Consider the following 23434-nt stretch of genomic DNA (forward strand, 5'->3'; position numbering starts at 1 on the left):
AAGTATGGCACAACCTAATTTGCAAACAGAGCAAAAATCGCATCCAACAACCTTTCTAGACAAACTATTAGGAAGGGTAGAAGCAATCGGAAACAAACTACCTGATCCTTTTATTTTATTTGTATGTCTAGCGCTTATTATCGTAGTAGCATCTGTTGCTATTAATAGTATGGGAGTAACGGTGGTCCATCCCGGTACTAATAAGACTCTTCCAATTAAAAGTTTGTTGTCGCATGAAGGTATTCAGTATATCTTAACATCGATGCTGACCAATTTCACTGAATTTAAGCCCCTAGGACTTGTACTTGCTATGATGCTTGGAGTCGGCCTTGCAGAAAAAGTAGGTCTGCTTGAAGTGGCCATAAAGAAAACGATTTTGAATGCTCCAAAAGCTCTTATTACATACGCCATCATTTTTACAGGAATTATGGCCAACTTAGCGGCAGATGCCGCTTTTGTCATCGTGCCTCCGCTTGCCGCAATGATTTTTTATACAGTAGGAAGGCACCCGCTTGCTGGATTAGCAGCAGGATTTGCTGGGGTGGGATCAGGCTTTACAGCGAATCTTATTATATCCGGAACCGACGGATTGTTATCAGGCATTTCTACTGAAGCTGCTAAAACAATTGACCCAAGCGCTGCTGTCAGTCCTGCAGCGAACTGGTATTTCATGGCGGCTTCTGTATTTGTTTTGACCGTTATAGGGGCGATCGTCACCGAAAAGATTGTAGAACCTAGGCTGGGCAATTATAAAGGGAAAAAACGCAATGATTTTGGTGAAATTAGTGAGGCAGAAGCAAAAGGATTAAAAAACAGTATCGTTGCTACATGTATTTATGTCGCTGTACTAGCTGTTTTCTTATTTTGGCCCAACTCTCCTCTACGAAATGAAGACGGTGGAATTGTTCCATCTCCTTTTTTAGATGGTATCATTCCGATCACGCTGCTGTTTTTTGTGGTAGTTGGCTCTGTTTACGGAATAACAGTAGGGAAAATCAAAAGTTCTAGAGATGTACCTGCTTATATGACTGATTCGATGAAAGATATGGCTAGCTATATTGTTCTTATTTTTGCGGCTGCTCAATTTATCGCTTACTTTAATTGGACTAATATTGGAACGTGGATTGCAGTAGAAGGAGCGGATGCATTAAGAGCACTAAATCTAACTGGACTTCCAGTTGTGGTTGGTTTTGTATTTTTAACTGTTGTTCTAAGCCTTCTTATTTTTAGCGGCTCCGCTCAATGGGCGCTAGAAGCACCTATTTTTATTCCATTGTTCATGCTGTTAGGATACAACCCTGGATTTATTCAAGCAGCATACCGAATAGCGGATTCTTCCACGAATGTAATCACTCCTTTAAATCCATACATGATTGTTATTTTAGCCTTTATGAAAGAATACGAGCCTAAGGCAGGACTTGGCACAATTATTTCACTTATGCTTCCTTATACTCTAGCTTTTTTAGGAATTTGGATTGTTATGTTGCTTATTTTTGCAGTATTCGGTATTCCTCTAGGGCCTGGTGTATATATGTATTTGTAAAGAAAAATCCTCTTCTACTCCAAGAAGAGGATTTTTTATGTCAGAAACTCTAACACAAACAAAAAATAGTTCAGCTGATGTGTACATAGGAGAATACATAAGAAAAAGAAAACAGTATAAAAAAATAAAAGTTTTCTGAATAAATTTGCAAAAAGTAGTTGCTAAATACATATAAATCAAATATGATAGTAAACATAACAAGAGATGTTATATAATCTAACATTAAATTTAGGGGTTATTTATTCGTACTTAAGGGGGAAATCATCATGCAAATGGGCGATTCAGTATTTATGTTTTTTTCAGCATTATTGGTTTGGATTATGACACCAGCTATTGCATTGTTTTACGGGGGCATGGTTCGAAGTAAAAACATGTTAAGTACCGCGATGTATAGCGTAGGTTCTTTAGCTGTTATATCTGTTCTTTGGATAGTGGCAGGCTATTCGTTAGCTTTTTCTACCGGTGGCAATGCTTTTATTGGTAACTTGGACTGGGTGGGATTAAAAGGAGTCGGGTTCACTCCAAACGGGGACTACAGTGCTACGATCCCGCATAATATGTTTATGATGTTTCAGCTGACATTTGCTGTACTAACAGTAGCTATTATCTCTGGAGCTTTTGCAGAGCGCATGAAGTTTTCAGCATTTATCTTATTTGCTATCCTATGGTCATTATTTGTATATGCACCAGTAGCACACTGGGTTTGGGGAGTTGGCGGATGGCTCCGTGAACTAGGAGCTATTGACTTTGCCGGAGGAAACGTCGTTCACATTTCATCAGGTGTAGCAGGATTAATTCTAGCTCTTGTTGTTGGAAAACGAAAAAATGCCGATGCCGCAGCACCTCACAATTTACCGTTAACTCTTTTAGGCGGAATGCTGATTTGGTTCGGGTGGTTTGGTTTTAACGTTGGAAGTTCTTTAACTATTAACAGCGTTGCAATGACGGCTTTTATTAACACGAATACAGCGGCAGCAACAGGAATTATCGGCTGGCTTGTAGTAGAGTGGATTATCAATAAAAAACCTACGCTGCTTGGAGCCGTTTCGGGAGCGATTGCTGGACTTGTAGCTATTACACCAGCTTGTGGATTCGTTACACCGTTTGCCTCTATTGTAATTGGTTTTATCGGCGGAGCAGTTTGTTTCTGGGGTATCTTCTCACTTAAAAAGAAAATCGGTTACGACGATGCGTTAGATGCATTTGGTCTTCACGGTATTGGGGGAACATGGGGAGGTATTGCAACAGGTTTATTTGCCACAACTTCTGTAAATGACGCCGGTGCGAATGGTTTATTCTACGGAGATCCAAGTCTACTTTGGAAACAGCTGGTGGCTATCGTAGCAACGTACCTATTTGTCGGTATTGCTACCTTCATTATTGTTAAAGTGGTTGGGTTAATCGTATCTCTGCGTGCGACACAAGAAGAAGAAACGCTTGGGCTTGATATTACGCTGCACGGTGAAAGAGCGTATCACGAATCAAATATGTAAAAGGGGTGGACACAGTGAGTGATGTTTTAACAAAAATTGAAATTATTACACGCCCTTCAAAGTTTGAAGAGCTTAAGCAAGAACTGGCGAAAATTGGCGTTAGCGGTATTACAGTTACGGATGCACTGGGGTGCGGGTTGCAAAAAGGCATTACGGAGCTTTATAGAGGCGTTAAAAAACAAGACAATATGCACGCACGAATTAAAGTAGAAATTGTGGTGTGCGAAGTTCCGGTATCTGACGTTGTTGATAAAGCAAGAAAAGTACTAAATACAGGTCAGCCTGGAGATGGGAAAATATTTATCTATGAATTAAAAAATGCCATTAAGATCCGAACAGGGGAAGAAGGATCACAGGCATTACGAAATAATAGTTAAACTTAGGGAGAAAGAGAAAACAAAGGGTCATATAAAAGGTGCATACTATGCACCTTTTTTTAGGTTGAATAGTTACACGGCATGTTTCCTTACGGTGACATGCTTTTTTGTTATATATATAGCCAAAAAGTATATCGCAAAAAATAAGTGAATATAATTAAAATTATTTTTATAAAATTAAGAAAATTATAAAAATATGTGTCATTGTTACTGACAAAATTGGTGAAATACTGCTGTTTATCCTTTTATAATAGTAAAAAATAACTATATTTTCACTTTTATTAGTTTCTCTTTATATATGAGAGCAAATCGATTATGAAAGGATGTGAAAAAAGATGTACATAAACAGCAAGCTGTTTCACCGTTTTCAGAAATGACATTTGTTGCAAAGATAAAAAGCGTTCTAGACGCGAACAAAGGGAGGGAAAATCGTTATAAAAGACTAGCCGCTATTAAGCGTTTTATAACGATTACTACATGCTAAGTAAAAAAATGTTATCTATTTTAGCAACAACGGTCTTATCGGTAGGGTTTGTAGCTGGCTGTGGGAGCAACAGTACATCGGGAGAAGATAAAGGCAGCAATGTTATAAAAATTGCTACGCAAAGCCCTTTGTCAGGAGGTAGTGCGACGTTAGGTGAAGCAATCAAACTGGGAGCTCAGCTAGCTCTTGATGAAGAAAAAGACACGTTTAAAAAATTAGGATATAAACTTCAGCTTGTACCGTATGACGACCAAGGCGACCCGAAAAAAGGCGTAGCGAACGCTCAGTTAATCGGATCCGATAAAGCCGTCTATGGAGTGATAGGACATTTAAATTCAGGGGTTACCATTCCTTCATCTGAAACGTATGAGAAATATTCAATTCCAATGATTTCTCCTGCAAGTACAGCAACGGACGTAACAGACCGAAAGTTAAAAACGGTTAACCGCATTGTAGCGCGCGATGACTTCCAAGGGCCTGCAGGAGCTGAATATGCTGTTAAAGAGTTGAAAGCAAAAAATATTTTTGTCATTCAAGATAAAACAGCTTACGGACAAGGGCTTGCAGATGCTTTTAAAACAGCAGCTGAAAAAGAAGGAGCAAAAATTGTTGGATTTGAAGGAATTACGGTTGGAGAAAAAGATTTTAACGGTGTGTTAAATCAAGTCTCTAAAGAAAAGCCGGATCTCGTTTATTTTGGTGGTCTTTATGCAGAAGGCGGACTTTTAATTAAACAAGCTCGTGACAAAGGAATTACCGCTAAGTTTATGGGAGGGGATGGCTTAGACTCATCAACTTTAGTTGATATTGCCGGAGATGCTGTAAAAGATACATATCTTACGTCAGTAGCAGGCGATGCTTCCAAGACGCAATTCGCTAAAAATTATGAGAAGAAATTCAATAAAAAAGTAGAGTCATATTCTGTATACGGGTATGATTCCATGAAAGTTATGCTTCAAGGTATTCAAAAAGCAATTGAAGACAATGATAAAAAGCTTCCTTCTCATGAAGCAGTACGTGACGCCGTACGCGGTATTACAGAATATAAAGGAGAACTTACGCAGGTAGGATTTGATGAGAAAGGAGACAATAAATACGCTAAAATCTTTATCTATAAGTTTGACGCTCCTTCGTACCCAGCTAAATTAGAAGGAGAAATCTCACAGTAAACCTTAGAAAAGAAAGGTATGGATGTTCCGTACCTTTCTTTTCTTAAAATCGATTTTATAGGACGAAAGGGACGAGGTTATATGTTTGCTCATATTATACAAACACTGCCGCAAGTGTTAATTGACGGACTAACATTAGGAGCTGTATATGCAATTATTGCCCTAGGTTATACGATGGTATATGGCATTTTAGAACTCATCAATTTTGCACACGGCGAAATTTTTATGTCAGGCGCCTTTATCGGAACCGCTATTTTAATAGGGTTAACAGGCGTAGGTTGGATTGCAGCTTTTCCAGCTGTTGTGACGTTAATTTTAGTTCTTCTTATTACGAGCGTTGCGACTGGGTTTCTTGGTATGGGAATTGAAAGAGTAGCTTACCGCCCCCTGCGCAAGTCTTCTAAACTAATTACACTTATTACAGCTATCGGAATGTCGTTTCTATTACAGGATTTTGTGCGCTTCATTACGGAACTTAAGAATGGTAACTATATTGTTAATACCCCTGCTTTATTTTCAGGAAAAGTATCGGTTAGTGCTTCTTCTCTTTCATCATCATTTGATGATGCTACATTTAAAGTAACGTTTATCGTAGTGTTACTTGTTGCTTTTTTTTTAATGATCGGACTTGAAATTTTCGTCAATCGGACCAAATGGGGAATGGCAATGAGAGCTGTAGCTCAAGATCCGGATACAGCTTCATTAATGTCCATTAATGTAAACAAAGTTATTTCTCTTACTTTCTTTATTGGTTCGGCTCTAGGAGGCGCGACCGGTGTGTTATTTGCGCTTCATTACGGAACAATTGATCCTTACATTGGGTTCATATTAGGATTAAAAGCTTTTACAGCAGCTGTTTTAGGAGGTATAGGCAATATACGAGGCGCAATGTTTGGAGGGCTAATGCTTGGCATTCTTGAAATGTTTGCAGCTGCGAATTTATCAACAATCACCGGCAATGTTTTAGGAGCAGAGTATAAAGATGTATTTGCATTTGCCATTTTGATTTTGGTGTTAATTTTTAAACCAGAAGGCTTATTTGGAAAAGCCGGTACAGAAAAAGTGTAGGTGATGAAGATGAAAAAAATAATGATTAGGCTTGAAGGAAACAAAAAGGCGCAAATCATTCTATTTTTTATATATGTAATTGCAACAAGCGGTAGTTTAATGCTTGCCCAAAAGTCCGTTGTCGCATTTTTACTTCTTTTATTTTCATTATTACTTCTGTATTTTATGTCTCTTTCTACTAAATTAAAATGGCTAATAGCAGGGGTCATTTTAATTGTGCTGCTTCCTTTTTCAGCTAGCCAAGGCCCTGCTTATGAATCCTATATGGAAGTATCTACACTAGTAGGCATCTATATTGCTATGGCACTTGGGTTGAACATTGTAGTGGGGTTAGCCGGATTATTGGATTTGGGATTTGTTGCTTTCTTTGCAGTTGGGGCTTACACGTATGGAATTTTTGCGACCAATCAAGCTGCTAATTTTATGCCTTTTGGTACGTACCCATTATCAGGAGAAAGCTTTTGGTTTTTTATTATTGCAGGGTGCCTAATAGCCGCTTTATTTGGAGTTTTGCTTGGTATACCTGTGCTGCGCGTAAAAGGAGACTATCTAGCTATCGTTACGCTTGGATTCGGGGAAATTATTCGAATTGTATTTAACAATTTGGATAAACCAATCAATATTACAAACGGAGCAATGGGGCTGTCCTCCGTGACGCCGCCTTCTATTTTTGGGATTAACTTAGTATATCCAAGTCAGTTTTATTATGTAGTATTAGTCATCTTAGGGGCGGTTATTTTTATTGTACGGCGATTTGAATATTCTAAAGTAGGACGATCGTGGAAAGCAGTTCGAGAAAATGAAATTGCAGCTCAAGCGATGGGAATTCACCTTGTCAGAACAAAGCTGCTTGCGTTTGCTATCGGTGCCTCTTTTTCAGGCATGATGGGAGTGGTCTTTGCCGCTAAGCAAACCTTTGTTGATCCAACCAGCTTTACGCTGTTAGAATCTATCACGATTTTAGTTATGGTTATTTTAGGAGGAATGGGGAGCGTTCCAGGCGTCATACTTGGAGCGGCGGTTGTAACCATTCTTAATCTTCAAGTATTAACGGAGCTCACCGATTGGTTTAATCAACTGAGTTTAAACGGAGTTATCTCTATACCGGATGCACTTTCGCCAGCTAAAATGCAGCGATTTATTTTTGGCGGACTTCTTATTCTATTTGCTCTATACAGGTCTCAGGGATTGCTTCCTGCTAAACAGCCTACGTTCGATTTGAAAGAGCTGAAAGAAGAAGCGGAAGAAGAAGAAATACAGCCTGTGATTTCAACGGCTGAGAAAAACGTCAATCTATAGAGGTGAAAGAAATTGTCTATTTTAGAAGTGAAAAATGTAACCAAGGCCTTTGGCGGTTTAGTTGCCAATCAAGACGTAACAATGGATATTCAAAAAAATTCAATAACAGCTGTAATAGGACCAAACGGCGCTGGAAAGACTACATTTTTTAATATGGTGACAGGTGTTTATCAGCCAACCTCAGGTGATATTATGTTAAATGGTCAATCTATAACAGGGCTAAAACCTCACAGCGTATCAAAACAAGGGATTTCTCGGACATTTCAAAACATCAGGTTATTTAGTAATATAACGGTGTTAGAAAATGTATTAGTTGGGATGCACAACCATTTGAAAGCAACCACTTTTGAAACGCTGTTGAATTTACCTCGAGCAAGAAGAGCGGAAAAAGCAGCTAAAAAAGAAGCGTATAAGCTGTTAGAATACGTTGGGCTAGAAGCTTTATATAACGAAGTAGCCAATAACTTATCGTATGGAGCGCAGCGCCGACTCGAAATTGCCAGAGCGTTAGCTACTAGACCCTCACTGTTATTATTAGACGAACCGGCTGCTGGTATGAATCCGCGTGAAACAAAAGAGCTGACAGACCTTATTCACACGATACGAAAAGACCGGGAAATAACTATTTTATTAATTGAGCATGACATGAAGCTCGTCATGGAAATTTCTGATCGTATTATTGTATTAGACCATGGAATAAAAATTGCAGAAGGAAATGCTGAACATATCCGTACGCACCCGAAAGTGATTGAAGCCTATTTAGGAAAGGGAGCGGCAGAAGAGATAGAGAGAAAGGAGAAAAGTACATGACTCTATTAAAGTTAACTGAAGTTGACACCTTTTATGGAGGAATTCAAGCGCTTAAAGGAATAACGATTGATGTAGAAGAAGGAGAAATTGTGACTCTTATTGGAAGCAATGGAGCCGGTAAATCTACCACACTAAAATCCATTAGCGGTCAAGCTCCTGTCAAAGCAGGTAGTATCGTGTATAAAGGCACCCACATCACGAAATTCCCTCCTCACCAAACGGCCCGGCTAGGAATAGCTCACGTGCCAGAAGGAAGAAAGATTTTTCCTAAGATGACGGTAAAAGAAAATTTAACCATCGGAGCCTTCTCGCTATCTAATAAAAAAGTAATAGAAGAAAATATGACTAGAGTACTCACATATTTTCCAAGGCTAAAAGAAAGATTGACTCAAAAAGGAGGAACGATGAGCGGCGGTGAACAGCAAATGCTAGCCATCGGGCGAGCGCTTATGATGAACCCCACTATGCTTATGCTAGATGAACCTTCTATGGGGCTTGCTCCTATCATTGTAGAACAAATATTTGAAATCATTATGGAATTAAATAAAAGCGGAATGACAATTTTACTCGTGGAACAAAACGCTTATCAAGCACTGCAAATCGCGCACCGAGGCTATGTGATTCAAACGGGAGAAATTATTCTGCAAGGGAAAGGCTCGGAATTAATTCATAATGAAAAAATAAAAGAAGCTTATTTAGCTTAAAAAACAAACCGCATCGCGTTTTAACGCTGCGGTTTGTTTTTGTTCACAAGGGATGATTTGGATAAAGCAGCTAAGCATTGCTATTATCTGGTTTAGTTTCTTAATTAAGTAGGGAACGTTTAAAATAAGATTATTGAATAAGTGAGTAATTAGATAACCTCCTAGCTGAAAGAAATGATTCAATTTAAAGCTTTTTATAAAAAACAAAAAAAGTTGAAACTTTTTTCATTAAAAAACGTTTATAAAGTAATAGAAAAAAATGGGTACGGTTATTTACACTCAAAAAGGAAGTGAGAGCGTGGCGACGCTGAAAACTAATTATTTGACTGACTTATGCTTAATCTATAGAGAAAGTCAATTTTATGTAATGCAAATACCTAGTTTCTACAAAAAAATGGCTAGCAAATACTTTCAGTTTCAGCCCCAAGAAAAAATAATTGCGTATTTACACAGCTCTTTTATAGCAGGCCTAGATAAAAGGGGAATTTGCTTTACAAATAAGGGGATTTACTGGAAAAGCAGAGGGATGAAAAAAGGAAAAATGTTATGGGAAGAGTTCGCTAACATTCAATCCATTACCATTCGAAAAGAAGAAATGATTTGTTTTAATGACGTGGAGAAATTTCAAGTCAATCAAAACGATTACTCAGCTAGAAAGCTAGTATCTCTATTAAAAAAAATCAAGAAATTTATTCGCACTCATTCCCATGAATATATGTGTCAAGACTATATATATCCGTGTGTATCCTCAAAAGAATTAACTTCTATTTGTTCATCTTTTGAAATTCATCAAACCCCTGATCCAAAAGATGCGTTGTCGGTAGAAGGACAACTATGTGAAGAAGTTGAAAAAGAGATGCGAAACAGGCTCTATTTACCTGCTAAAGAAAAAATTGTAGCTCATTTAAATACATATCCTCTTCAAAAAACCGAGGGGATTACCGTTTGTTCTAAAGGAATCTATTTCTCAAAATCTTTTAAAACAGTTTACTACCCTTGGCACTTATTTCGCCACGTGAGTATTTCAGTGGAAACCGAGGAATTAAAAATTGCTAAAAAACATTCGTTATCTCTCAACTCAGCTGCCGTATCAAGCGGGGAAGTAATGCTGTTTCTCAAACAAATTAAACAGCATGTGCAGGCTTTGCATGAAAAAGAAGTCGATATTAAACAAGATAATAAGTTTGCATGGAAAATGTTAATCTAAAAAACAGGTTACGCGTAATCTGTTTTTTGTTTTATAGTTCTTTAGAATCATTTATTTGGAATATTGAAAGACATCATACAAGTAAACAAGACTACAATATTGGAAGTTAAGAAAATTTTTCCATGACTATAAGGTTAATTTTACCAAAACATCTTTTTCGTTTGGATAATTATGCTAAAATAGAGCTCGAGTTTATTTTAAGGAGCTGACAACAAGATGGAACGTAATTATTCAATTGATTTTATTAAGTTTTTTGCTACAGTGTTTGTGGTTTGTATTCATGTTAATCCATCACATGACGATTTCTTTTTAGGGAACCAGGAAAATGTGCTAGATGTCATTGTTGACACATTTGCACGATTCGCGGTTCCTTTTTTCTTTATTGTATCAGGGTATTTGTTTATGAATAAAATTCAAAAACATCCAAAGCCTTCTGCATACTTAAAAAAATACACGTGGAATATTTCAAAGCTTTATGCATGTTGGTTCGTCTTTTATTTATTGTTTGGTGTAGTTCTGCGCTTATTTCAGAACCACGGAACATTAGCAGAACGAAAAGGTGCAGTAGCTGATTATCTAACATCATCCATCACATTCAAAGATATCTTTTATTATGGAAGTGACACAAGTGGATTTCAGCTTTGGTACTTGATTGCATTAATTTGGGCTGTTGTCATCGTTTTCTTATTTCAAAGATGGAAAAAGATTGGCTTATTAATGCTTATCAGCACCGTATTATATGTAACTGGGTTATTTGGGCAGTCTTATTCTTTATTTTTTCCACTTTCTTTTCAAACGAGAGATGCCCTTTTCTTTGGTTTGTTCTATACAGTATTAGGAGCTATGTTTGCCCTTTACGGTAAGCAAATTCTATCAGTATTAAACGCAAGGCCAATGGTTTATTTAGCCAGCTTTTTTGTGTTTTCAGCGTTAGAGATCGCCGAGCGTTACTGGTTGGTCAATATCCAGCACAGCAAGCCCGGAGACTATTTTATTTCTACGATTTTTTTATCGGCATCATTGTTTTTATTCGTATTGAGCAGTCCAGCTCTTGGCAAAAACTCGTTTTTTTCAAAAGTTGGGAAAAATTCAGTTGGCATTTATGTAGTGCATATATGTATATTAAATGAGACCTATCGATTGCTTCGTTCTATAGATTCTTCTTTCTTTACGAATAGTGTCGTTGCCTACGTACTTATCGTTCCAGCAGTTTTTTGGTGCTCGTACTATTTATATAGAGGAATTCAATGGACAAAGGAAAAATTACATGTGAAGCCGCACAAACATCCAATCACAAAACTACAGCATAAATAAAAAGAGCTGGCTAACTAAGCCAGCTCTTTTTATGATGCAATAGCGTACAAAAGCTGCCTTTGCAGTTGAGGGGATAAGGAAATATTTTGATACAATTCGTAAATATGATGTTCGTTCCGGTGATAACAAATCCAATCCTTGTATGTTCCTTTTAAGAAGATGCGAAAAAACACGATTCGCTTATTCGTGCCGCCTATTTTTAATTCAATTTTCAAATCATCTGTTTCTAATGTATACTGTACTGTAGAAGAGGAAAGAGCAAGTTTAGTTGTTTTTTTACTTGTTTTAATGAATTCGGCAAGTTCAATGATCTTCATTTTTTTACCTCACTCTATTGTAAATTAGGGGTATCTTATACGTATGATGTGTACAAAGAAAATAGAATTGTTTTTTTATAGCTTAGAAGAATGATCTTCAGCCCCTTCGTTAAGGGATTTGCATAAAAGGTTGACGTTTTCTTTGAATACAAATAAAATGCATATTAAGAAGTATTTCCCTCATTGTAACTACAGAAAAAGAAGAATTAAGGGGGCTCAATATGTTGACTGACTTAGTTGTAAGTCAAAAAGTAGTCAAGGTAAATGAATTTACTGTTGTAGGAGTGCCTATTCGAACAGATGAACCTGTGGAAGAAACGGGCACAGGTCTTATTCCCGAGCACTGGCAGACTTTTTATAAACAACAGTTAGCTAATAAAATCGCCAATAAAGTAAATGGTAATACATTTGCTCTTTATACAGAATTTGAATACAATCAAAAAATGGATTTTACATTTGCTCTCGGATATGAAGTTTTACCCGGCGGCGAACTGAAAGATGATATGAGAGAGTTCATCATCCCAGAAGGTGAATACATGGTGTTTACAACAGCTGTTGGTCCAGCTAGACAGGTAGTCGTAGAGGCTTGGGCTTATATTCGCGAGTGGGCTAAAAAAAATCATCGTGCCTATAAAATAGATTTTGAATTATATGATGAACGCTGTATTGATCCTGAGTACAGTCAAGTTGATATTTATGTTTCGATTTAATAGCTAGTTTTGCTAAGTAGTTAAGATGCAGAGAAACGTTTATGCTGCGTTCTTACTTTTAACGATAGGAATACAAAAGGGGTTTAGCGAGAGTGATCAGCAACGATTTATTACAAGCTTTAAAAGACGGATATAAACAGAGAATTAAATGGGTACTTATAAGTCAAATGGCACTGTTCATCACCGTAGCAGTCATACTTGTATCAAATTTTGTCACTAAATTTTCGTTTAACCAATTAAGCTTTATTTTTGTTTTGGTTAGTATAAGTTCGCTGTTATCAGGGGTAGAGCACGTATTGTTAAAACGTGAGAAGTGGCAATGGATTTTTGATTTTATTTTAGCTGCTTTTTTTATTGGTTTATCTATTTTTTTACACCGTTAAAGCGCCTAGTTCAGCGCTTTTTTATTTTGGGCAGCTCCGCACACAATTTTCGGACCTTTCTAGTATAAACAAAACAAAAATAGGTATTTATGACGAAAATAGTCGGAAAATTTAGTAAAAAGGTCTTGTATCTTGTCTTTATTTCGATTATGATAAGTTTACACCCTTCGTATTCACTTCTTTAGATGTCAGTACCTCTATTTTTACACTACAGAAAAGAGGTGAAGCCATTTCTTCAGTTTTCCTGCTAGCCTGCATACTAACCCTTTTAGCTATTTTATTTAGTAGCAACTACCCTCAAAATTAAAGGAGAGATCCGCGCTTATGTCAAAAGCTCCTGCAAAAAACGAAATTGAACTTCAACTATCTGAAACGCACTTTTTTCAACTGCTTGATTTAATTTATTTAGGTAACTGGATGGTCACAGCATGCTCTGGAGTGGAAGATGAACATGCACAAGAATATACGGATGTAGAAAAACAAATGTTTTCTCACGCAGAGCCTTTCCTTGAAAAAGGACCTTTTCACGCGCTAAACAGTGAGATTATGTTTACAGAAGAACATGAAGATTCTCTTCAAGATATTATTGGAGAATACGATAACGAAGTGTTTTGGGAAGCGCTAGCCTATCGCATGGCTAAACGAGATGTGATAGAACAAATAGGACCCATTAAAGAAATAAAAAATGAAGTTTTTATGCAAATTTTCCACCGAGAAATGGATTATATACGAGAGTTTGAGGCAAATGGAATTAAACGAATAACCATACCGCCTCTGCAGTAAAGGAGACAAATCGGCTTTCAAACTTGAAGGCCGATTTGCTGTTAAGCTGAAGCTTTCCTATTCCGTCTGAGAGGCGGGAAAGATCGGTATGTAAAGCTCCTCCATAACCATTCACACGGACCGTAATAGAAATAATAAAGCCACCACTTATTAAAAAAAAGCTGGAGTGTATATATAATGAGACAAATAATCGTGCTTTCTGTTAAGGTAAGAGTTCCGTATAAACCAAAGGCTCGAACCATCCACAGGCAAATTAAAGTTTGGCTAAGGTAAGTTGTTAATGCCATTGTTCCACTATACTTAAAAAGACCCAGCATCGAAGCGTAAGGAGAAAATTGCAGGAATAACAGTAAGGTGGTAAGATAAAAAAAACATAGAAAAATGCCGCTCAAACTTGTAAAAAGGTGAATGGCCGCCTGCTGATAGAGTCCATATTTTAAAATTTCTAGTTTTAAGATAGCGAGAATGATAGTTAAAGTAAAACCTGTTGCGCTTGCTATTAACTGAATTTTCTTAAAAAAAGAACGATTTTGTTCGATATTATGTACTAATCCTTTTTTAGCAGTATATAAGCCAAATAAAAACATAGAAAATACGGGAAAGATAGAAAACGGCAGATTTAATAGCATAGGCACCACTTCAACATTCAAACGATAAAACAGCCAAGATAAATAGTCTGCTTGCCTGTAGGTGGATAAATATTGAGTTAAGGCATGTTCATGTAAAACCTTATACTCCAACTGAGCCTCCTGCAAGACGTGGGCCGAAATAAAAAACTGCATGCAAGCCAAAAGATAAAAAAAGCATAGCAAGCCTATTGCCCACAGCAAAATCGTCTTGGTTTTTCGATTATAAAAAAACAACACTAAAAAACCGCCGACAGCATACACATGCAAAATGTCTCCATACCAGAAAAAGACAAGATGAAAAAGCCCGATTAATAGCAAAGAAGCCATTCTTCTTGACCATAAAGCAGCGGCAAAGTAATGCTTTTCTTCAGCTCTATGCAAAAAGATTCCGCACCCAAGTCCAAATAAAAAAGAAAAAATCGTAAAAAACTTTCCTTGAACAAACAGTAGCAGGAATAAATCAATATAAGCATCCATTCCTTTATATTCATAAGGAATATCGTACAGCTGAAAAATAAATATCGGCGAAGCAAAAGCAGGGATATTTACTAAGAAAATGCCTAGCAAAGCAATGCCCCGAATAATATCAAGAACAACAAGGCGTTCGTTAAGGGGAAGTGGAGAAGGCTTCATCACTGTCGCTCCTTTTTGTAAGATATGTACATCTTAACACGACAGCGGCGAAAAAATAGGTGGGAATATAAAAAAATAAGCGGAAAGATTCATAGCTTTATGAACAAAAAAGTTGGATAATAATGGTATGGTTATCCATATCAAATACGAAAGGTGGAGAAAAGGATGAAAACAGCACTTGTGTTAGGTGGAACTCGTTTTTTTGGAAAAAATTTAGTCAAGACATTGCTCTCTAAAGGAGTTAAGGTTACGTTAGCAACGCGAGGTAAAACACCAGATGATTTTGGCGACCGAGTTGAACGGATTTTTCTTGATCGTGTAGAAAAAGATTCTGTAATCGAAACAACACGAGGAAGAAAATGGGATGTTATCTTCGATCAAATATGCTATTCTTCACACGGCGCAGCTGTAGCTGTTGAAGCTTTTCGTCATAGTACCAGTCACTATGTACTCACCTCGACTCTTTCAGTATACGGTTCTTTAGAAAAAACGTGTTATGAAGAAGATTTTGATCCATACAAGTATCCTATTTCATATACACGTCGTGAAAATATTTCCTACCAAGAGGGAAAACGCCAAGCTGAAGCGGTATTTTTTCAAAAAGCACCGTTTTCGGTAACGGCTGTCCGTTTTCCAATTGTAATGGGAAAAGATGATTATACGGATCGCTTACGTTTTCACGTAGAAAAAATTATGCATGAAGAAGAAATTGGTGTACCGGCTATTGAAGCAGAAATGAACTTCATTTCACAGGAAGAAGCCGGTGAATTTTTAGTCTGGTGTGCAGAACAGAAGCTAAAAGGACCGATTAACGCTTGTTCAAATGGTACTATTTCACTCAAAAATTTATTTTCATATATTGAACAAGCAGCGAATAAAACAGCAAAAACAACTTCTCGTTTAACAGATGAAAATAGTTCTCCTTACGGAGTAGATCATTCTTGGACGATGAGCAATGAAAAGGCTAGCTTTTGGGGATATTCATTTACAAACCTGCAGGAATGGCTGCCATCATTAATCAAAGCTTTCGTTGAAAGCGAAAAGAAAGTACCTTTAAGTTAAGAAAAAACAAAGACTGCACCGTTTAGCAGTCTTTTTGCTGTGACAAGCAGAACATTTTTATTTTATACATAAAAAGGGTACGCTAGGTACACATCATTATATAGAAGAAAGAAGGATAAACTATGGCAAAACATCACTTTCATTTGCAAGCAAATTGGCCAGGAGGCCGAAATGAAGTAGGTATAATTGAATCAGGACAATTAAAAACAAAAATTTCCATTCCGCCAGAAATGGACGGGCCAGGAGTGGGAACAAATCCAGATGAAATGCTCTTAGGGGCAGCAGCCACGTGCTACATCATCACGCTTGCAGCGATGTTCGAAAGAAGCGGAATCCGTCAAGAGGCTTTAACGATGGAATCAGAAGCTATTGTGGACGTGACGAATGGTGTATTCACATACGAAAAAATTATTCATAAACCTCATGTTATCATCACATCTGAATTTGCGGCTCAAGAAGAAAAAATCAATCGACTTATAAAAAAAGCAGAAACATCCTGTATGATTTCAAGAGCAATTCAAGGAAATGTTGAGATTAAATTAGAGCCTCAGCTCACAGTAAAAGCGTAATGGACCCATTACGCTTTTCTTATGTTTATTTCTAAAAAAAGCACATTTAAGATTGTAAAATACTCAAATTTGAATATAATAATTTAAGTAGCTATCATTTCTGTTCATCAAAAAGATGACGCGAAAGGAGGAACTGAAATGGTTTCATCAGAAAAAAATATTCGTTTTATCGTAGCAGGATTGCTGCTCGGTATTTTTATGTCAGCCATGGATAATACCATCGTAGCGACGGCTATGGGGAAAATCATTTCTGATCTAGGTGGGTTAGATAAGTTTGTTTGGGTTACGTCCGCCTATATGGTTGCCGTGATGGCAGGTATGCCGATATTTGGTAAACTGTCTGATATGTACGGCCGTAAACGGTTTTTTATTTTTGGATTGACGGTATTTTTACTTGGATCTGCATTGTGTGGCCTAGCGCAAAGCATTGTGCAGCTAAGTATTTACCGGGCGATTCAAGGAATTGGAGGAGGAGCGCTTCTTCCGATTGCTTTTACCATTGTATTTGATATTTTCCCTCCCGAAAAACGCGGGAAAATGACGGGATTATTAGGTGCCGTTTTTGGCTCAGCAAGTGTATTTGGTCCGCTTCTTGGTGCATACATTACGGAATACATCAGCTGGCACTGGGTGTTTTACGTGAACGTGCCGATTGGACTTTTATCGTTATTTTTTATTGTGCGCTTTTATAAAGAATCAACAAGTCATAAAAAACAAAAAATTGACTGGGCTGGTGCAGCCACTCTTGTAATTTCAGTAGTTAGTTTAATGTTTGCTCTTGAACTTGGGGGGAAAGAGTACGATTGGTCTTCTCCGCAAATTTTATCTCTTTTTGCTATCTTTGCTGTGGCGCTATCACTCTTCTTTTTTGTGGAAAAACGCGCGCAAGAGCCGATTATTTCATTTTGGATGTTCAAACGCCGTTTATTTGCAACATCACAAATTCTCGCTTTCTTATACGGAGCAACGTTTATTATTTTAACGGTATTTATTCCTATTTTCGTTCAAGCTGTGTATGGAGGTTCTGCTACAAATGCAGGTTTAATTTTAACTCCTATGATGTTAGGCTCGGTAGCAGGAAGTGCTATCGGCGGGATTTTCCTCACAAAAACAAGCTTTCGAAACTTAATGATTATGTCCGTTTTTTCATTTGCAGTAGGAATGTTTTTATTAGGAACAATGGAACCTGATACACCTCGTTGGATGCTAACGGTATTCATGATTTTGACTGGGTTTGGCGTAGGATTTAGCTTTTCTCTTTTACCAACTTCGTCAACGCATAAGCTGGATCCACAGTTTAGAGGTTCTGCCAACTCAACGAACTCATTTGCGCGTTCTTTAGGCATGACGCTTGGAGTTACGATTTTTGGAACGATTCAAAGCAATACATTTACAAATGAGCTGCAGCGCAATTTTCAAGGTATGGGAAATGGATCACAAGGAGCATTTTCTCAAATAGGAGATCCGAGTGCAGTTTTTCAATCAAGTGCCCGAAACAGCATTCCGTCTCAAATATTAGATAAGATTGTTGATGCTATGTCTACATCGATCACGTATGCATTTATGCTTGCTCTTATTCCAATTGCAGTAGCTATCATTACTGTCTTTTTAATGGGAAATGAACGAGTGGAAGTTCCCCCTAAAAAGCGGGTAGAAGCTAAGGAACCTGCAGCTCAAAAATAGAAAAAGCACGAAGATGTTCGTGCTTTTATTACTAAATAAGATGCATGTCAAGAGGTGAAAGGTGTTATGAGTGTTAAATTAGTCATATTGGGTTTATTAATGGAAGGAAATAAGCACCCTTATGAGATTCAGCAAACCATTAATGAAAGACAAATGAAGCACTATATTAAACTTGCAAGCGGCTCTTTATATTATGCTTTTGATACGCTTGAAAAAAAGCAGCTGGTGAAAGTAGTCGATGTGATTCGAGAGACAAACAGACCTGAAAAGACCGTTTATTCTATCACGGATGCAGGAAGAGAAGAATTTGAGCGCCTTTATTTTGAACAGCTATTAAAAAAAGAGCATATGCATAGACCAGTTTATGCTGCGCTTTCATTTACTTCTTACGTCGATCAAGAAAAAGTGGCTTCTGCTTTAGAAAAAAAGATTGAGGAAACGGCAGCTTATTTAGAAAAAATGCAAAATTTGTACCAAGTTAAAAAGGTAGATCATTCCATTGCAAATCTGTCGATCATTATGCGCACGATTATGCATTTGAAAGTAGAACTAACTTGGTTCACTCATTTACTCGAAGCGGCGAAAAGCAACAAGCTTACAGAAGTAGATGATGGTTATTTTGAAGACGTTGAAAAAATCGTAGATGAGTTTTAAAAAAAGAAGCAAAACGCTGCTTCTTTTTTTTAATGGTCATAAAATATATTTCAAGCAATTTAATTTTGCCAAAAGCTAGTTCAATAACAATTAATTAACACCTGATTCGCCCTTTAATCAGCTTTACTTATAAAACGCTTTCAAAAAGTAGTAAGACTATTAAAAAAGTAAAAAAAATTAAAGAAATATAGCGATTTCATTTTGATTGACGAGTAAAAGAGTGGTAAAATATAAGCAGATATCAGATACACACGCAGTGAGATTTATCACTCGTTGTAAAGATGTCAGACGATAAGGTAATCGACATTCAAAATGGAAAGATTGTTGAGTACGACAATTATTATAACTCGTTGGGGGTTTTATCATGGGTAACGAAACGTCGAATAGAGGGGAGCCTTGGCAAGGATTTTTGGGTCCGAACTATGGCTATGTATTAGAACAGTATGAGTTATATGAAGAGCAGTCAGATCTAGTAGATCCAGAGTTAAAAGAATTATTTGATTATTGGGGTGCTCCTCCCTTAAACGAAAGTGAGCAAGTTCAGCAAGCTGAATACGCACAGGCTGCACCTTCAGCTAACACATCTAAAATTGCATCGGCTATTAAGCTAGCGGAAAACATCCGTGCTTATGGTCATCTATACGCATCAATTAAGCCGCTTGAAAGCGAGAAGAAAGATCCTGTCTTGCTTCACTTGGAAGATTACAATTTAACGCAAGAAGATTTGAAATCAATTCCGGTTGACATTTTATGTACAAATGCGCCATCACACGTCAAAAATGGTTTAGACGCAATTAACTATTTAACAGATGTCTACACAAAAACCATTGCGTTTGAATTCCATCACGTACATAATATGGAAGAGAATAAGTGGCTGACTGATATGGTCGAGTCAGGTGCTATTTTTCAACCTCTTTCAAATGAGAAAAGAACTTCTATATTAAAGCGTTTAACAGAAGTAGAAGGCTTTGAACAATTTTTACACCGTACATTTGTCGGACAAAAACGCTTTTCTATTGAAGGCGTAGATATGTTAATTCCACTTGTAGATGAACTGATTGCACGCTCAGTGGAAACAAGCCCAAAAACGGTTAATATCGGTATGGCTCATCGTGGACGCTTAAATGTATTGGCACACGTATTAGGCAAGCCGTATGAAATGATTTTTGCAGAATTCCAGCATGCACCTAACAAGGAATTAGTTCCTTCAGAAGGTTCAATCGGTATCAACTACGGCTGGACGGGAGACGTAAAATATCACCTGGGTGCCGACAAACAAATTAAAGCAGAGAACACAGTTCGAGCTCGTTTGACATTGGCTAGCAACCCGAGTCACTTGGAGTTTGTTAATCCGGTTGTGGAAGGGTTTACAAGAGCGGCTCAAGATGAGCGTGATGTGAATGGATACCCAAAACAAGATGTAAAAAAATCGTTCGCGATTTTAATTCACGGAGATGCTGCGTTCCCTGGTGAAGGTATTGTACAAGAAACGCTGAACTTAAATCAATTGACTGGTTATCAAACAGGTGGAACAATCCACATTATTGCTAACAACATGATTGGATTTACAACAGAAAGCGTCGATTCTCGTTCAACGAAATATGCAAGTGACTTAGCAAAAGGGTTTGAAATTCCAATTGTTCACGTAAATGCGGATGATCCGGAAGCCTGTTTAGCTGCTGCTTACTTTGCTTATGAGTATCGCAGACGCTTTAACAAAGATTTCTTGATTGATTTAATTGGATACCGTCGATTTGGCCACAATGAAATGGATGAACCGTCTGTAACGCAGCCGAAGATGTATGAAATTGTGACAAAACGTCCAACCGTTCGTGCTATGTATGCAAAGCAGCTTGAAGAACAAAACGTGATTCAAAGCGGCCAAGCAGATCAAATTAATGAAGAGTTACAAGCGAAGTTAAAAGCAGCTTATGAGAAAGTACCGCCAAAAGCTGAAAAGCAACATAGAATCATGGAAATGCCACAAGCAGTCTTCAAAGGAATTTCAGATATTGATACATCTGTTACAAAAGAAGAACTGTTTGAAGTAAATCAAGAGCTAGTGAAATACCCTGAAGGATTTAACGTATTTCCAAAACTTGATCGCATCTTATCTAAACGTGCCAAAGCGTTTGAAGAAAATGAAAGCGTAGATTGGTCATTGGGTGAAGCATTTGCATTTGCTACGATTTTAAGAGACGGCACGCCAATTCGTATTACAGGCCAGGACTCTGAACGTGGTACGTTTGCACATAGACATCTTGTTCTTCATGATCATAAGACAGGGGATGTTTACTCACCACTACACGCAATGAAGAACGTAAGCGCTTCCTTTGATATTCGTAACAGTCCATTATCTGAAGGATCCGTGCTTGGATTTGAATACGGCTATAATGTATTTGCTCCTGAAACGCTCGTTCTTTGGGAAGCACAGTTCGGTGATTTTGCCAATGCAGGCCAAGTTATTATTGACCAGTTTATTGCAGCAGGCCGTGCTAAGTGGGGACAAAAATCTGGAATGGTTTTATTGCTGCCACACGGCCATGAAGGTCAAGGGCCAGAACACTCAAGCGCTCGTCTAGAACGTTATTTACAGCTAGCTGGAGAAAACAACTGGACAATCGCAAACGTAACAAGCGCTGCACAATATTTCCACTTACTTCGACGACAAGCTGCCATTTTACAGCGCGAAGAAGTAAGACCGCTAGTAGTTATGACACCAAAAAGTTTGCTTCGTAATGCTTTTAGTGTGTCAAACCTTGAAGAGTTTACAAAAGGCTCTTTCCGCTTAGTAGTAGAACAGCCTGGATTAGGCAAAAAAGAAGATGCAGTTGAACGAATCGTTCTGTGCAGCGGAAAAATCAGCAGTGAATTAACGGAACGCTTAAACAAAGCAGAAGATGATAAAGATTGGCTACACGTCCTTCGTCTAGAACAAATTTATCCGTTCCCAAGACGCGTAATTGCTGAAATCTTTGCTCGCTATAAAAATTTAAAAGAGATTGTCTGGTTACAAGAAGAGCCGGAAAACATGGGCGCATGGAACTATGTAGAAGATCGACTGCGTGAAGTAGCACCAGAAGGAGCTACGGTTGACTACATCGGCCGCACAAGACGCTCAAGTCCAGCTGAAGGAGATCCAACAGTTCACAGACAAGAACAAGAACGTATTTTACAAGATGCATTAACTAAAAATGAAATTGCTAACGACGTTGTTACACGATAAGGAAGGGGAATGAACCATGGGAGAGATTAAAGTACCGGAATTAGCAGAATCAATTTCTGAAGGAACAGTTGCACAGTGGCTAAAACAAGTAGGAGATTTCGTTGAAAAAGGCGATTATATCGTTGAACTTGAAACAGATAAAGTTAACGTTGAAATTACAGCTGAAGACTCTGGTGTGTTAACGGAACTTCTTGCTGGCGAAGGCGACACAGTGCAAGTTGGTGAAACAATTGCACGTCTTGAAGCGAAAGAAGGAGCTTCAGCACCAGCAGCACCAAAAGCTGAAGAAAAACCAGCAGAGGAAGCACCAAAGCAAGAAGCGGCTCCAGCTCAGCAAAAAACTGTTGAAGAAGTAGCGCCAGCAGCTGAAGCGCCTCAGCAAGGAAATCAAAAACAATGGCTAATTGCTTCTCCTGCAGCTCGCAAAGCAGCAAGAGAACGTGGGATTAAGCTAGATCAAGTGCCAACTACTGATCCTCTTGGCCGTGTGCGCAAACATGATATTGATTCGTATGCAGACCAAAAATCAAATGAGCAAAAGCAGCAGGCACAAGCAAGTAAGCCAGCTAACCCGGTATCTCCGTCTCCAGCGGCAAGTGAAAATAGCGACAAACCTGTTGAACGCGAACGTATGTCACGTCGTCGTCAAACAATTGCCAAACGTCTTGTTGAAGTTCAGCAAACAGCAGCTATGCTAACAACGTTTAACGAAGTAGACATGACTGCTGTTATGGCTCTTCGCAAACGACGCAAAGACAAATTCTTTGAACAGCACGACGTAAGACTTGGCTTTATGTCATTCTTTACAAAAGCAGTAGTAGCAGCACTTAAAAAGTATCCATTATTAAATGCTGAAATTCAAGGAAACGAGTTATTAATTAAGAAATTCTATGATATCGGTATTGCTGTGTCAGCTCCAGACGGTCTTGTTGTTCCAGTTGTACGTGATGCTGACCGCAAAACATTCGCTGGTATCGAAGGCTCTATCGTTGATTTAGCGAAAAAAGCGCGTGACAACAAATTAGCATTAAAAGATTTACAAGGTGGAACGTTCACAATTACAAACGGCGGCGTATTCGGTTCATTAATGTCTACACCAATTTTAAACGGGCCTCAAGTTGGTATTTTAGGAATGCACAAAGTTCAGCTTCGTCCGGTAGCAATTGATGAAGAGCGTATCGAAAATCGTCCGATGATGTACATTGCACTTTCTTACGATCACCGTATCGTTGACGGCAAAGAAGCCGTAAGCTTCCTAGCTACTGTTAAAGAACTATTAGAAGATCCAGAATCTTTATTACTAGAAGGTTAATAAAA

At 38.0% G+C, this 23434-nt stretch carries 21 protein-coding genes; 19 read left to right on the top strand and 2 right to left on the bottom strand.

Annotation, left to right across the window (positions count from 1 at the left end):
- The first annotated feature begins 4 nt into the window (after positions 1-4).
- From LAV82_RS15205 to LAV82_RS15250, 10 genes are all read left to right on the top strand, one after another.
- Entirely contained in the window at positions 5-1543 is a 1539-nt protein-coding gene (locus LAV82_RS15205) for an AbgT family transporter (RefSeq protein ID WP_499716360.1), read from the top strand.
- A gap of 266 nt (positions 1544-1809) precedes the next feature.
- Positions 1810-3036 carry an ammonium transporter gene (locus LAV82_RS15210; protein WP_013057612.1) on the top strand — a complete coding sequence of 409 codons (1227 nt, stop codon included), beginning with the start codon at positions 1810-1812 and terminating at the stop codon, positions 3034-3036.
- A gap of 14 nt (positions 3037-3050) precedes the next feature.
- The gene (locus tag LAV82_RS15215) at positions 3051-3413 is read left to right on the top strand and encodes a P-II family nitrogen regulator (protein ID WP_013057611.1); all 363 of its coding nucleotides are present in this window, start codon (positions 3051-3053) and stop codon (positions 3411-3413) included.
- Positions 3414-3890: 477 nt separating this feature from the next.
- Positions 3891-5066 (top strand): branched-chain amino acid ABC transporter substrate-binding protein, encoded by a 1176-nt coding sequence (locus tag LAV82_RS15220; protein WP_013057610.1) that lies wholly within the window; start codon positions 3891-3893, stop codon positions 5064-5066.
- Between the two features lie 81 nt (positions 5067-5147).
- Positions 5148-6134, top strand: a complete 987-nt coding sequence (locus LAV82_RS15225) for a branched-chain amino acid ABC transporter permease (RefSeq protein WP_499716361.1) — start codon at positions 5148-5150, stop codon at positions 6132-6134.
- A gap of 9 nt (positions 6135-6143) precedes the next feature.
- Entirely contained in the window at positions 6144-7433 is a 1290-nt protein-coding gene (locus LAV82_RS15230; protein ID WP_499716362.1) for a branched-chain amino acid ABC transporter permease, read from the top strand.
- A gap of 12 nt (positions 7434-7445) precedes the next feature.
- The gene (locus LAV82_RS15235) at positions 7446-8243 is read left to right on the top strand and encodes an ABC transporter ATP-binding protein (protein ID WP_499716364.1); all 798 of its coding nucleotides are present in this window, start codon (positions 7446-7448) and stop codon (positions 8241-8243) included.
- Positions 8240-8947 carry an ABC transporter ATP-binding protein gene (locus LAV82_RS15240; protein ID WP_098288052.1) on the top strand — a complete coding sequence of 236 codons (708 nt, stop codon included), beginning with the start codon at positions 8240-8242 and terminating at the stop codon, positions 8945-8947. Before LAV82_RS15235 ends, LAV82_RS15240 begins: the two co-directional genes overlap by 4 nt.
- 298 nt (positions 8948-9245) lie before the next feature.
- Positions 9246-10154 (top strand): hypothetical protein, encoded by a 909-nt coding sequence (locus LAV82_RS15245; protein WP_499716366.1) that lies wholly within the window; start codon positions 9246-9248, stop codon positions 10152-10154.
- A 216-nt stretch (positions 10155-10370) separates the two neighbouring features.
- Positions 10371-11468, top strand: coding sequence for an acyltransferase (locus tag LAV82_RS15250; protein WP_029322512.1), 1098 nt, complete (start codon positions 10371-10373; stop codon positions 11466-11468).
- A 29-nt stretch (positions 11469-11497) separates the two neighbouring features.
- On the opposite strand, the gene LAV82_RS15255 is transcribed toward LAV82_RS15250, so the two are convergent.
- On the bottom strand, positions 11498-11785 hold the full coding sequence (locus tag LAV82_RS15255) for a hypothetical protein (RefSeq protein WP_328231118.1): 288 nt from the start codon (positions 11783-11785) through the stop codon (positions 11498-11500).
- Between the two features lie 221 nt (positions 11786-12006).
- Here LAV82_RS15255 and LAV82_RS15260 point away from each other — a divergent pair, with 221 nt between their 5' ends.
- From LAV82_RS15260 to LAV82_RS15270, 3 genes are all read left to right on the top strand, one after another.
- Entirely contained in the window at positions 12007-12495 is a 489-nt protein-coding gene (locus tag LAV82_RS15260) for a GyrI-like domain-containing protein (RefSeq protein WP_013057602.1), read from the top strand.
- Between the two features lie 92 nt (positions 12496-12587).
- Complete coding sequence (locus LAV82_RS15265) at positions 12588-12878, top strand: hypothetical protein (protein WP_013057601.1); 291 nt, start codon at positions 12588-12590, stop codon at positions 12876-12878.
- Positions 12879-13202: 324 nt separating this feature from the next.
- Positions 13203-13661, top strand: a complete 459-nt coding sequence (locus LAV82_RS15270; protein ID WP_098278760.1) for a hypothetical protein — start codon at positions 13203-13205, stop codon at positions 13659-13661.
- A gap of 41 nt (positions 13662-13702) precedes the next feature.
- Here the strand turns inward: LAV82_RS15270 and LAV82_RS15275 are convergent, their stop codons facing one another.
- The gene (locus LAV82_RS15275; RefSeq protein ID WP_499716368.1) at positions 13703-14923 is read right to left on the bottom strand and encodes a DUF418 domain-containing protein; all 1221 of its coding nucleotides are present in this window, start codon (positions 14921-14923) and stop codon (positions 13703-13705) included.
- A 165-nt stretch (positions 14924-15088) separates the two neighbouring features.
- Here LAV82_RS15275 and LAV82_RS15280 point away from each other — a divergent pair, with 165 nt between their 5' ends.
- From LAV82_RS15280 to odhB, 6 genes are all read left to right on the top strand, one after another.
- A complete protein-coding gene (locus LAV82_RS15280) occupies positions 15089-15985 on the top strand; it encodes an NAD-dependent epimerase/dehydratase family protein (RefSeq protein WP_013057598.1) in 897 nt (298 codons plus the stop codon).
- A gap of 122 nt (positions 15986-16107) precedes the next feature.
- The gene (locus LAV82_RS15285) at positions 16108-16554 is read left to right on the top strand and encodes an OsmC family protein (RefSeq protein ID WP_499716369.1); all 447 of its coding nucleotides are present in this window, start codon (positions 16108-16110) and stop codon (positions 16552-16554) included.
- A 138-nt stretch (positions 16555-16692) separates the two neighbouring features.
- Entirely contained in the window at positions 16693-18237 is a 1545-nt protein-coding gene (locus tag LAV82_RS15290) for an MDR family MFS transporter (RefSeq protein ID WP_499716371.1), read from the top strand.
- A gap of 66 nt (positions 18238-18303) precedes the next feature.
- Positions 18304-18891 carry a PadR family transcriptional regulator gene (locus LAV82_RS15295; protein ID WP_499716373.1) on the top strand — a complete coding sequence of 196 codons (588 nt, stop codon included), beginning with the start codon at positions 18304-18306 and terminating at the stop codon, positions 18889-18891.
- 364 nt (positions 18892-19255) lie between these two features.
- Positions 19256-22117 carry a 2-oxoglutarate dehydrogenase E1 component gene (gene sucA / locus LAV82_RS15300; protein ID WP_029322500.1) on the top strand — a complete coding sequence of 954 codons (2862 nt, stop codon included), beginning with the start codon at positions 19256-19258 and terminating at the stop codon, positions 22115-22117.
- 16 nt (positions 22118-22133) lie between these two features.
- The gene (gene odhB, locus LAV82_RS15305; protein WP_014459542.1) at positions 22134-23429 is read left to right on the top strand and encodes a 2-oxoglutarate dehydrogenase complex dihydrolipoyllysine-residue succinyltransferase; all 1296 of its coding nucleotides are present in this window, start codon (positions 22134-22136) and stop codon (positions 23427-23429) included.
- Positions 23430-23434: the final 5 nt, after the last annotated feature.

The sequence above is a fragment of the Bacillus sp. ILBB4 genome, assembly GCF_035064545.1.
Taxonomy (GTDB): Bacteria; Bacillota; Bacilli; order Bacillales; family Bacillaceae_H; genus Priestia.

What these genes read in the sequence shown, in the direction of transcription:
- LAV82_RS15205 (WP_499716360.1), top strand. Translation starts at nt 5, where the DNA reads ATGGCACAACCTAATTTGCAAACAGAGCAAAAATCGCATCCAACAACC.
- LAV82_RS15210 (WP_013057612.1), top strand. Translation starts at nt 1,810, where the DNA reads ATGCAAATGGGCGATTCAGTATTTATGTTTTTTTCAGCATTATTGGTT.
- LAV82_RS15220 (WP_013057610.1), top strand. Translation starts at nt 3,891, where the DNA reads ATGCTAAGTAAAAAAATGTTATCTATTTTAGCAACAACGGTCTTATCG.
- LAV82_RS15225 (WP_499716361.1), top strand. Translation starts at nt 5,148, where the DNA reads ATGTTTGCTCATATTATACAAACACTGCCGCAAGTGTTAATTGACGGA.
- LAV82_RS15230 (WP_499716362.1), top strand. Translation starts at nt 6,144, where the DNA reads ATGAAAAAAATAATGATTAGGCTTGAAGGAAACAAAAAGGCGCAAATC.
- LAV82_RS15240 (WP_098288052.1), top strand. Translation starts at nt 8,240, where the DNA reads ATGACTCTATTAAAGTTAACTGAAGTTGACACCTTTTATGGAGGAATT.
- LAV82_RS15250 (WP_029322512.1), top strand. Translation starts at nt 10,371, where the DNA reads ATGGAACGTAATTATTCAATTGATTTTATTAAGTTTTTTGCTACAGTG.
- LAV82_RS15255 (WP_328231118.1), bottom strand. Translation starts at nt 11,785, where the DNA reads ATGAAGATCATTGAACTTGCCGAATTCATTAAAACAAGTAAAAAAACA.
- LAV82_RS15260 (WP_013057602.1), top strand. Translation starts at nt 12,007, where the DNA reads ATGTTGACTGACTTAGTTGTAAGTCAAAAAGTAGTCAAGGTAAATGAA.
- LAV82_RS15270 (WP_098278760.1), top strand. Translation starts at nt 13,203, where the DNA reads ATGTCAAAAGCTCCTGCAAAAAACGAAATTGAACTTCAACTATCTGAA.
- LAV82_RS15275 (WP_499716368.1), bottom strand. Translation starts at nt 14,923, where the DNA reads ATGAAGCCTTCTCCACTTCCCCTTAACGAACGCCTTGTTGTTCTTGAT.
- LAV82_RS15280 (WP_013057598.1), top strand. Translation starts at nt 15,089, where the DNA reads ATGAAAACAGCACTTGTGTTAGGTGGAACTCGTTTTTTTGGAAAAAAT.
- LAV82_RS15285 (WP_499716369.1), top strand. Translation starts at nt 16,108, where the DNA reads ATGGCAAAACATCACTTTCATTTGCAAGCAAATTGGCCAGGAGGCCGA.
- LAV82_RS15290 (WP_499716371.1), top strand. Translation starts at nt 16,693, where the DNA reads ATGGTTTCATCAGAAAAAAATATTCGTTTTATCGTAGCAGGATTGCTG.
- LAV82_RS15295 (WP_499716373.1), top strand. Translation starts at nt 18,304, where the DNA reads ATGAGTGTTAAATTAGTCATATTGGGTTTATTAATGGAAGGAAATAAG.
- sucA (WP_029322500.1), top strand. Translation starts at nt 19,256, where the DNA reads ATGGGTAACGAAACGTCGAATAGAGGGGAGCCTTGGCAAGGATTTTTG.
- odhB (WP_014459542.1), top strand. Translation starts at nt 22,134, where the DNA reads ATGGGAGAGATTAAAGTACCGGAATTAGCAGAATCAATTTCTGAAGGA.